Here is an 11,633-nt window from a genome sequence, read left to right on the forward strand (position 1 = left end):
TTTTTTATTCCGCCCGGGGGGGGGGCGGGTGGGCAACGCGGCCGGGCGGGGCCTCAACCCGTTCCGCGCCGCCCCGCCCCCCGGGGGGGGGGGGGCCGGGGCCCCCCCGGGCACTACGGCGACGGCACGGTCACGAAGCGACGGTGCCGGCGAGCAGCCCCTCGGTGACGGCCGCGGCGACCTGCCCCAGATGTTCGTTGAGGTAGAAGTGCCCTCCGGAGAAGACCTTCAGGGCGAACTCGCCGCTGGTGTGCTCCCGCCACGCCCCGGCCTCCCGGACCGTCACCATCGGGTCGCTGTCCCCGGTCAGGGCGGTCACCGGAACGGTCAGCGGCTCTCCTCCGCGCCAGCTGTACGTACCGAGGGCCCGGTAGTCGGCCAGCAGCGCCGGCAGCACCATCTCCAGGATCTCGGGGTTGTCGAGCATCGCCTGATCGGTGCCGCCCAGCCTGCGCACCTCGGCCAGCACCTGGGCGTCGTCGTAGTCCTGGTAGTGGGCGCTGGTCCGGGGGCCCGGCGCGTCCCGGCCGGAGAGGAACAGCCGCTGGGGGCCGGGCAGCCCGCGCCCGGCCAGCAGCCGGGCCGTCTCGAACGCGATGAGCGCGCCCATGCTGTGGCCGAACAGGGCGTACGGCCGTCCGGGGTCCGCGGCCAGCTCCTCGGCCAGTTCCCCGGCCACCGCCTCGATGAGCGGGTCCAGGGCCGTGAACGGTGCCTCGCGGTACCGGTCCTGACGCCCCGGGTACTGCACGGACACCACGTCGAAGTCCGCGGGCAGCGTACGCGCCAGGTGCGTGTACGCCGTCGCGGAGCCCCCCGCGTGCGGGAAGCACACGAGCCGCGGACCGTTCCCCGCGGCCGTGGTGAAGCGCCGGAACCAGGTGCTGCTCACTGGTGGTGTGTCCTTTCGTCGGTGGCGCTCGGATCAGACCGTCGCCGGCGACAGCGTCTGCGGCCCCGGTATCCGGAGGGATTCCACGCCCCCGAAGGCGCGCGCGAGGTCCAGTTCGGACTCCAGCACCCCGGCCAGCCGGCGGACGCCCTCGCGGATCCGCTCCGGCGTCGGGTAGCAGTACGACAACCGCATCTGGCGGCTGCCGAGCCCGTCCGTGTAGAAGCCGGTGCCCGACGCGTACGCCACCCGGGCGGCCACCGCGCGCGGCAGCATCGCCTTCGTGTCCACGCCCTCCGGCACCGTCACCCACACGTAGAACCCGCCGTCCGGCCTCGTCCACGTACAGCCCGGCGGCAGGTACCGCTCCAGCGCCGACAGCATCGCGTCGCGGCGCTCGCGGTAGATGTTCCGGAACGTGCCGATCTGGCCCTTCCAGTCCTGCGTGGCCAGGTAGCGGGACACGATCATCTGGTTCAGCGTGGGCGGGCACAGCGTCGCCGACTCCGTGGCCAGCACCAGCTTCTCCCGCACCGCGCGCGGCGCCAGCACCCAGCCGACCCGCAGGCCGGAGGCGAACGTCTTGGAGAACGAACCCAGGTACACCACGTTGTCCGGGTCCAGGGAGCGCAGCGCCGGATGGGTCTGGCCGTCGAAGCCGAGCAGGCCGTACGGGTTGTCCTCGACCACCAGCACGTCGTACGTGCGGCAGATCTCCAGGATCTCCGCCCGCCGCTCGACCGCCAGCGTCACACCGGCCGGGTTGTGGAAGTTCGGGATCGTGTACAGCAGTTTCACGCGCTGCCCGGCGTCCCGGGCCTGCCGCAGTGCCGCCCGCAGCCCCTCCGGCACCAGGCCGTGCTCGTCCATCTCCACGTGCACGACCTGCGCCTGGTACGCGGCGAACGAGCCCAGCGCGCCGACGTACGAGGGGCCCTCGGCCACCACCACGTCACCCGGGTCGCAGAACAGCCGGGCCACCAGGTCGAGGCCCATCTGCGAACCGACCGTCACCACGACGTCGTCCGGGTGCGCCCGGATGCCCTCCAGCGCCATCACGTCGCATATCTGCTCCCGCAGCAGCGGCAGTCCGTGCGCCGACGCGTACTGCAGGGCCGTCAGGCCGTCCTCCGCGATGATCTGCGCGACCTGCGTCGAGAGCGTCTCCAGCGGCAGCGCGGCCAGGTTCGGCATGCCGCCGGCCAGCGAGACCACCTCCGGCCTGCTGGCGACGGCGAACAGCGCCCGGATCTCCGAGGCCGTCATGCCCGCCGTGCGCGCGGCGTACCGGTCGAGGTGCGGGTCGGGGCTGTTGCGGCCCCTCCGCGGCGTGGTGGGGATGTTCTCGATCATGAAGGCGACACCCGGGGCTCGGTGGACAAGGTCACTTGTGTGGTGGGACCGCAGCCCGTGCAGCACCTGCTCGAACATCGTCCAGTCCTTGCCCGCCAGCTTGAGCGCCGCCGCTTGGGACCCGCTCAAGATCTCCTCGTAGCCGGCCGGGAAACGAACGGGGCGGCGTACGCCGACGTGGTGTCGGAGTGCGCCGCCCTGGGACGAGACGGTGTGCGGGGGGTGACCCGCGCTGTCATGCCCTTTACTTCGGGTCGCTGTTGAACTTCGACGCCGACCAGAAGTAGCCGAGCACCGCGAGACCCAGGCACCAGGCGACCGCGAGCCACCCGTTGTTGCCGATCTCGCTGCCGAGCAGCAGCCCGCGGAGGGTTTCGATCGCGGGGGTGAAGGGCTGGTACTCGGCGATCGGCTGGAACCAGCCGGGCATGGACTCGGTGGGGGTGAAGGCGCTGGAGAGCAGCGGCAGGAGGATCAGCGGCATGGCGTTGTTGCTCGCGGCTTCGGCGGTGGGGCTGACGAGGCCCATGCCGACCGCGATCCAGGTGAGGGCCAGGGCGAAGAGGACGAGCAGTCCGAACGCCGCCAGCCATTCCAGGACGGTCGCGTCCGTGGAGCGGAAGCCGATGGCCACGGCGACGGCGCCCACGAGCACCACGCTCATGATCGACTGCAGCACGCTGCCGATGACGTGCCCGACGAGGACCGACGGGCGGTGGATCGCCATCGTGCGGAAGCGGGCGATGATGCCTTCGCTCATGTCGTTGGAGACGGACACCGCGGTGCCGATCACCGTGCTGCCGATGGTCATGAGGAGCAGGCCGGGGACGAGGTAGGCGATGTACGCGGAGCGGTCGGGGGCGCCGCCGGTGATGCCCGCGCTCATCGTGTCGCCGAAGATGTAGACGAAGAGCAGCAGCAGCATGATCGGCGTGAGCAGCAGGTTCAGGGTGAGCGACGGGTAGCGCCGCGCGTGCAGCAGGTTGCGCCGCAGCATCGTGGACGAGTCGCGCACGGCGAGGGAGAGGGAGCTCATCGGACGGTCTCCTTGGGCTGGCTGGCCTGGCTGGGCACGGTGGTGTCGCCGGTGAGGGCGAAGAACACGTCGTCGAGGTCGGGGGTGTGCACGGTCAGCTCGTCGGCCTCGATGCCGGCCGAGTCCAGCCGGTCGAGGACGGAGCGCAGTTCGCGCTGGCTGCCGTCGCTGGGGATCTTCAGGGACAGCGCCTCGTCGTCCCGGCTCGCCTCGTGCAGGGCGGAGGCGGCGGACCGGTACGCGGACGGGTCGGTGAAGCGGAGCCGGACGTGGCCGCCGGGGATGAGCCGCTTCAGCTCGTCGGCGGTCCCCTCGGCGGCGATCCTGCCGTCGTTGAGCACGGCGATCCGGTCGGCGAGCTCGTCGGCCTCCTCCAGGTACTGCGTGGTGAGGAAGACGGTGACGCCCCCCGCGACGAGGCCGCGGATGATCTGCCACATGGTGTGGCGGGAGCGGGGGTCGAGGCCGGTGGTCGGTTCGTCGAGGAAGATGATCCGCGGGTTGCCGACCAGCGTCATGGCGATGTCGAGGCGCCGCTTCATGCCGCCCGAGTAGGTGGAGGCGGGCTTCTTCGCGGCCTCCACCAGGTCGAAGCGCTCGAGGAGTTCGGCGGCGACCCGCCGCCCCTCGCTCTTGGACAGGTGGTGCAGGTCGGCCATCAGGAGCATGTTCTCCTCGCCGGTGATCAGCCCGTCGACCGCGGAGAACTGCCCGGTCACGCCGATCACCCTGCGGACGGCCTGCGGGTCGGCGGCGAGGTCCTGGCCGCCGACGTGGATCTCGCCGGCGTCGGCGGTGATGAGCGTGGAGAGGATCTTGACGGCGGTCGTCTTGCCGGCGCCGTTCGGGCCGAGCAGTGCGAAGACGGTGCCGGTGGGGACGTTCAGGTCGACGCCGTCGAGCACGACCTTGTCGCCGTAGGACTTGCGCAGCCCGTTCGCCGCGATGGCCAGGTTGGTCATGAGGGGTGCTCCTTTAGAGGCTGCGGGCGGTGATGTCGCCGAAGGCGGTGGTCGCGTGGATGTTCAAGGCGGCGTCGCCGCCGTTGTTCTGGAGCGCGTTGTTGATGCGGCCGGAGGAGGTGCCGGCGTCCAGGGAGGCGGAGACACCGCGGGCGGCGCCGATCGACAGGTCGCCGGCCTCGGTGCGCAGCGTGACCTTGCCGCCCGTGGCCTCGGCGATCTCGATGTCGCCCTTCTGGGTGCTGATCTCGGCGGAGCCGCCCAGACGGCCGACCGAGATGTCGCCGGCGAGGAGGGTGAGGCGGGCGCCCGCGGTCTCGTCGAGCGTGACCGAACCCTCGGCGCCCTCGTAGGTGACGTCGCCGAGCCGTCCGGTGCCGCGGAACTCGGCGCTGGCCGCCTTCGCCTCGACGCGGGAGCCGGCGGGCAGCTGGACGGTCACCTCGAGGGATCCGGTGGTGCCGACGAGCCGGTTCTTCGCCGACGAGGTCTCGATGCGCAGGACACCGTCGCGGTAGTCGACCGTGGTCAGTTCCGCGGCCTTCACGTCGCGGCTCTTCGAGGCGTCCGCGGGCAGGACCTCGACCGAGGCGCCGGCCCCGTCGGCGGCGATGAGGCGGATGCGTCCGGCGGGGATGTCCAGGACGAGGGAGACGGGGGTGGCGGTGTCGAACTTCTGCATCGTGTTCTCCTGTGACTCGTTGTTTCCGATGACCAAAACGCTACGTTGCATTCATAGGTCTGGCAACAACCTCGTTGCGTGTGATTGCCATAACCGCAGGTAGGGGCAGGGATTTCGTTGCAATGGTTTCGGATTTAATGCAACACTCCCCACCCCGCTCGTTGCAATAGACTGAGAGTGAACGCTATAGTGGATACACCACGCACCACGAAGGAGACCGCGATGCCGGGAGGCAGACTCACCCAGCAGGAACGTCAGCAGATCGGGCTGGGACTGGCCGACGGCCTCGCCTACGCGGAGATCGCCAGACGCCTCGACCGTCCGACCTCGACGATCACGCGTGAGGTGATGCGCAACGGCGGCCCCACCTCCTACCGCGCCGACCTCGCCCACCGCGCCACCGAACGCCGCGCCCACCGGCGCACGCAGACCGCGCCCCGGGCCGGCCGGGCGCCCGAGCAGGTCCACGGACGCGACGCCGAGGCCGTGCGCGAGTACGAGGAGACGTTCACCACCGTCCTCATGGCCTCGGGCATGCCCAAGATGATGTCCCGGGTGCTGGCCTGCCTCACGCTCACCGACTCCGGCAGCCTCACCGCGTCCGAACTCGTCCAGCGCCTCCAGGTCAGCCCGGCCTCCATCTCCAAGGCGATCGCGTTCCTCGACAGCCAGGGCCTGGTCCGCCGGGAACGCGACGAACGCCGCCGCGAGCGCTACGTCGTCGACGACGACATCTGGTACCAGTCGATGATGGCCAGCGCCCGCTCCACCGCCCAACTCGTCGAAACCACACGTCAAGGCGTCGCCATCCTCGGTCCCGACACCCAGGCCGCCCACCGCCTCGAGAACATCGCCCGTTTCCTCGACTTCGTCAGCGAAAGCATCGCCCGCGCCGCGGAGCAGGCCCGCGACATCCTCTACACGAAGGCCAAGCCGCCCTCGGACAGCACTGCCTGAGCGTGCGCCCCGGGAGGGTTCGTACCGGGGCGCACGTCGCGGAGGCTGCCGGGAAGGACCGGGTGGCCCTCCGGCCCGGCTCAGCGGATCAGTTCGCGCTCGCGCTGCGGGCGCGGGGCCGCAGCACCGCCGGCGGCCGTCCGGCGGTTCAGCTTCTCGCCCTCGACGTCCAGGTTCGGCAGCAGCCTGTCGAGCCACCTGGGCAGCCACCAGGCCGACTTGCCGAGCAGGGCGAACAGGGCCGGGACGATGGCCATGCGCACGACGAAGGCGTCGAAGAGGACGGCCGAGGCGAGGGCGAAGCCGATCATCTTGATCAGGTCGTTCGTTTCGGTGATGAAGCCGGAGAACACGCTGATCATGATGATCGCGGCCGCGCTGACCACCCGTCCGCCGTAGCGGAAGCCGGTCACGACGGCCTCACCGGGCTGCGCCCCGTGGACGTAGGCCTCGCGCATCCGGCTGACCAGGAAGACCTCGTAGTCCATCGCGAGGCCGAACACGACACCGATCATGAAGATCGGCATCGTGCTCATGACGGGGCCGGCCTCCTTGACGCCGAAGACGTCGGCGAGCCAGCCCCACTGGAAGACGGCGACCACGGCTCCGAGGGACGCGCTGACCGACAGCAGGAAGCCGAGGGCCGCCTTGAGCGGGACCAGGATCGAGCGGAAGACGAGGACCAGGAGGAGGAAGGCGAGGCCCACCACGAGCGCGAGGTACGGCACCAGGGCGTCGTCGAGGGTCTTGGAGAAGTCGATGAACATCGCGGTCTGGCCGGTCACGAGGATCTCGTCCGCGCCCGTGGCGGTCTCGATGCCGCCCACGCTGTGGCGGATGGAGCGGACCAGTTCCTCGGTGGCGTGGTCGGTGGGCCCGGTGCCCGGTACGAGGTTCAGGATCGCGGTGTCGTTCGCCGCGTTCGGCGCGGCCGGAGAGACGGACGCGACCCCGTCGAGCCCGGCCAGCGCCTTGCCGACGCCGGCGGCCGCGGCCCCGGCGTCCTTGGCGCTCACGGTGATCATCAGCGGTCCGTTGAAGCCGGGGCCGAAGGACTCCGACAGCATGTCGTACGCCTTGCGCTGCGTGGTGTCGGCGGCCATGGTGCCCTCACCGGGCAGCCCCAGTTCCAGGCTGGCGGCGGGCAGGGCGAGCGCGCCCAGTCCGACCACGCCGACGAGCAGGACGGCCACCGGGTGGCGCAGCACGTAACGGGCCCAGCGCGTACCCAGGTTGGGCTTCGTCCGGGCGGCTTCCTTCGCGGCCTTGCGCTGCTGGCGCGCGGAGAGCGGCTTGCCGGTGATCGCCTTGCGGTCGATGCGGCGGAGCACCTTGACGGGCGCGAAGCCGAGCAGGGCGGGGACGAAGGTGATCGCGATGAGCACGGCGACGGCGACGGTCCCCGCGGCGGCCATGCCCATCTTGGTGAGCATCGGGATGTTCGCCACGGCGAGTCCGGCGAGCGCGATGATGACGGTGAGGCCCGCGAAGACGACCGCCGATCCGGCGGTGCCGACGGCGCGTGCGGCGGCCTCCTGCCGCTTGTGGCCCTCGGCGATCTCGGTGCGGTAGCGGGAGATGATGAACAGGGCGTAGTCGATGCCGACGGCGAGCCCGATCATCATGGCCAGGGTCGAGGTGTTCGAGGACAGGCCGAGGGTGCTGCCGAGCGCGGTGATGCCGCTGATGCCCACACCGACGCCGATGAGGGCGGTCAGCAGGGGCATGCCGGCGGCGATCATCGAGCCGAAGGTGATCAGCAGGACCACGGCCGCGACGAGGACGCCGATGCCCTCGGCGCCGCCCACCGCAACGTCGATCTTGATGGCGTCACCGCCGGCCTCGACGGTCAGGCCCGTGCCGCGGGCCCTGTCGAACGCCTCCGTCAGCGCGTTGTGCTCCTCGTCGGTCAGCTGCGTGGCGGCGACCTTGTACGTCACGACCGCGTACGCGGTGGTGGAGTCCTTGCTGACGGCTCCGGGCAGATACGGGTCGGTGACCGCGACGACCCCCGGGGCCTTCGTCAGCTCGGAGACGAGCCCGGAGACCGCCGGCTTGCGCTCGGGACCGGAGATGGCCTGGCCCTCGGGCGCGCGGATGACCACCCGGGCGCTGGCTCCGTCGGCGCTCGCGGCCGGGAACTTCTCCTTGAGCAGGTCGAAGGCCTTCTGAGACTCGGTACCCGGCATCGAGAAGGTGTCGGCCGGGGGTGCGGGGGCCGAGGAGGCCGCAACCACGGCGCCCACGAGGACCAGTAGCCACAACAGTGCTGTCAAGCCACGCCTTCGGAACGCGAAACGGCCCAGTTTGTGGAGGAACGTTGCCATGGTGGGGGGACTCCCGTCAGGATCAAATGGCACCAAGACCCGGGGAGATCTGTGAACGCGACGCTTCTGCGCCACCCTCAAAACCCTTCCTGAGGCACGACAGAACCAGGCACCACTCAACCGGGCCGCATGCGCCGGACCGGAAAACCGGCACGCCGAAAGCCTGACGCGAGGCGCTAGAGCGGTGATCGCATCCTGATCGACCGATGGACGCCATAGCGTTCACTCTCAGTCTATTGCAACGGCTTGTTGCGTTAAACAAGAAATCATTGCAACGATTCCAGCCCTCTTACCTGCACAAATGCCACTCACACGCAACGCCGATGTTGCCACACCAGCAAATGCAACGTAGCGTTTTGGTCATCGGAAACAACGAGTGGCAGGAGAGCACGATGCAGAAGTTCGACACCCCCGCCCCGGTCTCGGTCGTCCTGGACGTCCCCGCGGGACGCATCCGCTTCATCGCCGCCGACCGGACCAGCACCACGGTCGAGGTCCTGCCCGCCAACCCCTCCAAGAGCCGCGACATCAAGGCCGCGGACCAGATGAAGGTCGCCTACGGCGACGGCGTCCTGCGGATCGAGGCCCCGGCGGCGAAGAACCAGTTCTTCGGCCCTTCCGGATCCGTCGAGGTGACCGTCCAGCTGCCCGCCGACTCCCGCGTCGAGGCGAAGGCGGCCAGCGCCGAGTTCCGCGGCGTCGGACGGCTCGGCGACGTCGTCTTCGAGAGCGCGCACGGCTCGATCAAGCTCGACGAGACCGAAAGCGCCCACCTCACCACCCTCGCCGGCGACATCTCGGTCGGCCGTCTGGGCGGCCCCGCCGAAATCAGCACCCAGAAGGGCGACATCGAGATCGCCGAAGCCATGCGCGGCAGGGTCACGCTGCGCACCGAGGCCGGCGACCTGTCGATCGGCGCCGCCCGCGGGGTCTCCGCCTCCCTGGACGCCGGCACCGGCTACGGCCGCATCAGCAACACGCTCAAGAACGCCGACGGCGCCGACGCCGCCTTGAACATCCACGCGACCACCTCCTACGGCGACATCACCGCCCGCAGCATCTGAAGGAGCACCCCGCCATGTCCGTCACCCTTACCGACCAGGACAAGCACACCCTGCGGACCGCCGCGCACGGCGCCGTCTCACTGCTGGCCGCCGCCGGCGCCGCCGACTCGCCCCACGGGGCCGCCGCCCCCCTCACCCTGCCCTCCGCGCCCGGCCTGGTCGGACAGGTACTCGCCGAGCAGCCCAACGGCACGCATCCGATCGGCGAGTCCTTAGCCGAAATCGCCGACCGCGTGCTGCCGGCCCTGACGGCGGCCATGAGCCTGCTCGAGAAGAAGGCTCCGGCGGAGGCCGCCACCTTCCGCGGCACCGTCAACGCCGCCATCGAAGCCCACCAGGAAGAGCCCGGCCCCGCCATGACCGAGATGGCCCGCAAGATCACCGCAGCCCTCGACGCCCCTGCCGGGCAGGACCGCCCGGAGCTGCGGCAGGCCATCCAGGAGATGGTCGATTCCGGCTTCACCGGGGTGCACCTGCGCGTGCACGACGAGCGGGGCGAGTGGCTCGGCAGCGCCGGGGTGGCCAAGCTGGGCGAGACCGCCGAGCCGCCGGCCGACGGCCGGGTCCGGATCGGCAGCAACACCAAGACCTTCACCGCGACCGTGGTGCTGCGACTCGTCGCCGAGGGCAGGATCGGGCTGGACACCCCGGCGGACGACTACCTGCCCGAGTTCGGACTGGACCCGCGCATCACGGTGCGGATGCTCCTGCAGCACACCAGCGGGATCTTCAACTTCACCGGCGAGTACTACGAAGACGGCACGGTCGTGCCGGGTATCCCCTGGCAGGGCCAGGAATGGGTGGACAGCCGCTTCAAGACCTACCTGCCGCAGGACCTCGTCACACTGGCCCTGTCCAAGGCGCCGCGCTTCGAGCCGGGGACGGACTGGAGCTACTCCAACACCAACTACGTACTGGCCAGGCTGCTGGTCGAAAAGGTCACCGGCCACTCCCTCGCCGAGGAGATGCAGCGCCTGGTCCTCGGCCCGCTCGGCCTGTCACACACACTCGTCCCGACCACCGAGCAGGAGATCCCCGAACCGCACGCCCACGCCTACTACCGCTACGAGGAAGCCGGCCGGCAGAAGACCGTCGACGTCACCCGCCAGAACCCCTCCTGGATCTCCAGCGGCGGCGACATGATCTCCACCACCCAGGACCTGCACACGTTCATCTCCGCACTGGTGACCGGCAAGCTCCTGCCGGCCCCGCTGCTGACCGAGATGTGCACGCCGCACCCCAAGGCCGGCTACGGCCTGGGCGTGTTCGTACAGGACGCCGGCCCGAACGGCGGCACCATCATCACCCACAACGGCGGCATCACGGGCCACGCGGCACTCATGTACAGCACCCCCGACGGCAGCAAGACCCTGACCGCCTCCCTCAACTACGTGGACGACGCCACGATGTCCCTGGCCGCGGCCTTCCAGCAGGCGACCCAGCGACTCGTCAAGGAGGTCTTCTGCACCACCGAGCCCACCACCTGACCCGCAGGCCGGGCCGGCATCCGCCGACCCGGCTTCGTCCATCCAAGCCCATTTCTCCAGAACTACAGCAACTACCCTGTAGCTAGCAAAACTTCAGCTACCCTATCCGTAGTCAATCCACGGAGGGGGAAGTCGGCATGAAACTGACTGTATTTCAGTTCGAGGGAACGGCTGAGGAGTTCGATGCGTCCCAGGTCGTCCAGCAACTGATCACCCAAGGGATCAGGCCGTCCGAGGGCGTCGTGACGGGGACCTCGCCCGCGATCCCGGGTGTCGCCCATGAAGGCCAGGAGGCAGTGCGCGCCCTCCTCCGAGGCAACCCGGCGGCCGATCACTTCCTCGAGTTCCTCACCGAGGCCACCGCCTGGCCCGACGTAAAGGTCCACGGCATCAAGCGCCAGCGGGCCGAGGGCTCGGCGCTGGACTACGGGGAGTACCTGAGGGTGCGCCGCCAGGGCTCACCGAAGGGCGCGTTCGCCTACGTGTACGCACACAACGGCGTGATCAACCTACGGCTCCCCTACGACACGGACGACGAACTGCTCGGCACCCTCGCCCCCACCGCCTACCGCCTCGAAGGCGGCAACCACGAGTACCGCATCAGCGTCCGCATCGTGGACGAAGAAACCCGCGCCCAGGCCATCCAACTGGCAAAGGTCGCCTACGAACGCACCTGATCCCGTCACGCCGCAGACAAGCAACCGCTGCAGGCCAAGGGAACGTGACCGCGGAGGCGGGCAGCGTGATCGACTGATACTCCCCTCACTGCTTCCACGTTTGTCGGCGCTCAGTGAAACTGAGTAGTCGTCATGCTCCTGACCTGGTGTTGTGCAGGTTGGTTGAGCGTGTTTGTGGCTGAGTGGCTCACTGAAT

The 11,633-nt window shown here is 69.8% G+C and carries 10 protein-coding genes; 4 read left to right on the forward strand and 6 right to left on the reverse strand.

Translation table 11 applies throughout. The features are described from left to right. Positions 1-130: 130 nt before the first annotated feature. The 5 genes from ACFV0Q_RS29715 to ACFV0Q_RS29735 form a co-directional block, all read right to left on the reverse strand. Positions 131-892, reverse strand: coding sequence for a thioesterase II family protein (locus tag ACFV0Q_RS29715; RefSeq protein ID WP_385009450.1), 762 nt, complete (start codon positions 890-892; stop codon positions 131-133). A 33-nt stretch (positions 893-925) separates the two neighbouring features. Beyond that, the gene (locus tag ACFV0Q_RS29720; protein WP_385009458.1) at positions 926-2,245 is read right to left on the reverse strand and encodes a PLP-dependent aminotransferase family protein; all 1,320 of its coding nucleotides are present in this window, start codon (positions 2,243-2,245) and stop codon (positions 926-928) included. A gap of 244 nt (positions 2,246-2,489) precedes the next feature. Then, positions 2,490-3,281, reverse strand: coding sequence for an ABC transporter permease (locus ACFV0Q_RS29725; RefSeq protein WP_385009451.1), 792 nt, complete (start codon positions 3,279-3,281; stop codon positions 2,490-2,492). Next, positions 3,278-4,243 carry an ATP-binding cassette domain-containing protein gene (locus ACFV0Q_RS29730; protein WP_385009452.1) on the reverse strand — a complete coding sequence of 322 codons (966 nt, stop codon included), beginning with the start codon at positions 4,241-4,243 and terminating at the stop codon, positions 3,278-3,280. The genes ACFV0Q_RS29725 and ACFV0Q_RS29730 overlap by 4 nt, the downstream gene beginning before the upstream one ends. 13 nt (positions 4,244-4,256) lie before the next feature. Then, positions 4,257-4,925, reverse strand: a complete 669-nt coding sequence (locus ACFV0Q_RS29735) for a DUF4097 family beta strand repeat-containing protein (RefSeq protein ID WP_385009453.1) — start codon at positions 4,923-4,925, stop codon at positions 4,257-4,259. Between the two features lie 222 nt (positions 4,926-5,147). On the opposite strand from ACFV0Q_RS29735, the gene ACFV0Q_RS29740 reads away from it, so the two are divergent. Further along, positions 5,148-5,882, forward strand: a complete 735-nt coding sequence (locus ACFV0Q_RS29740) for a helix-turn-helix domain-containing protein (protein ID WP_385009454.1) — start codon at positions 5,148-5,150, stop codon at positions 5,880-5,882. Between the two features lie 80 nt (positions 5,883-5,962). Here the strand turns inward: ACFV0Q_RS29740 and ACFV0Q_RS29745 are convergent, their stop codons facing one another. Continuing rightward, the gene (locus tag ACFV0Q_RS29745) at positions 5,963-8,209 is read right to left on the reverse strand and encodes an MMPL family transporter (protein WP_385009455.1); all 2,247 of its coding nucleotides are present in this window, start codon (positions 8,207-8,209) and stop codon (positions 5,963-5,965) included. Between the two features lie 392 nt (positions 8,210-8,601). Between ACFV0Q_RS29745 and ACFV0Q_RS29750 the strand changes: the two genes are divergently transcribed. From ACFV0Q_RS29750 to ACFV0Q_RS29760, 3 genes are all read left to right on the forward strand, one after another. Continuing rightward, entirely contained in the window at positions 8,602-9,273 is a 672-nt protein-coding gene (locus ACFV0Q_RS29750; RefSeq protein ID WP_385009456.1) for a DUF4097 family beta strand repeat-containing protein, read from the forward strand. 365 nt (positions 9,274-9,638) lie between these two features. Continuing rightward, the gene (locus ACFV0Q_RS29755) at positions 9,639-10,760 is read left to right on the forward strand and encodes a serine hydrolase domain-containing protein (RefSeq protein WP_385009459.1); all 1,122 of its coding nucleotides are present in this window, start codon (positions 9,639-9,641) and stop codon (positions 10,758-10,760) included. 137 nt (positions 10,761-10,897) lie between these two features. After that, positions 10,898-11,437: a hypothetical protein gene (locus ACFV0Q_RS29760; protein ID WP_385009457.1), complete on the forward strand. Its 540-nt coding sequence runs from the start codon at positions 10,898-10,900 to the stop codon at positions 11,435-11,437. The last annotated feature ends 196 nt before the right edge of the window (positions 11,438-11,633 follow it).

It is taken from the genome of Streptomyces sp. NPDC059564, assembly GCF_042735575.1.
GTDB lineage: Bacteria > Actinomycetota > Actinomycetes > Streptomycetales > Streptomycetaceae > Streptomyces.

What these genes read in the sequence shown, in the direction of transcription:
- ACFV0Q_RS29725 (WP_385009451.1), bottom strand. Translation starts at nt 3,281, where the DNA reads ATGAGCTCCCTCTCCCTCGCCGTGCGCGACTCGTCCACGATGCTGCGG.
- ACFV0Q_RS29720 (WP_385009458.1), bottom strand. Translation starts at nt 2,245, where the DNA reads ATGATCGAGAACATCCCCACCACGCCGCGGAGGGGCCGCAACAGCCCC.
- ACFV0Q_RS29740 (WP_385009454.1), top strand. Translation starts at nt 5,148, where the DNA reads ATGCCGGGAGGCAGACTCACCCAGCAGGAACGTCAGCAGATCGGGCTG.
- ACFV0Q_RS29735 (WP_385009453.1), bottom strand. Translation starts at nt 4,925, where the DNA reads ATGCAGAAGTTCGACACCGCCACCCCCGTCTCCCTCGTCCTGGACATC.
- ACFV0Q_RS29750 (WP_385009456.1), top strand. Translation starts at nt 8,602, where the DNA reads ATGCAGAAGTTCGACACCCCCGCCCCGGTCTCGGTCGTCCTGGACGTC.
- ACFV0Q_RS29730 (WP_385009452.1), bottom strand. Translation starts at nt 4,243, where the DNA reads ATGACCAACCTGGCCATCGCGGCGAACGGGCTGCGCAAGTCCTACGGC.
- ACFV0Q_RS29760 (WP_385009457.1), top strand. Translation starts at nt 10,898, where the DNA reads ATGAAACTGACTGTATTTCAGTTCGAGGGAACGGCTGAGGAGTTCGAT.
- ACFV0Q_RS29745 (WP_385009455.1), bottom strand. Translation starts at nt 8,209, where the DNA reads ATGGCAACGTTCCTCCACAAACTGGGCCGTTTCGCGTTCCGAAGGCGT.
- ACFV0Q_RS29755 (WP_385009459.1), top strand. Translation starts at nt 9,639, where the DNA reads ATGGCCCGCAAGATCACCGCAGCCCTCGACGCCCCTGCCGGGCAGGAC.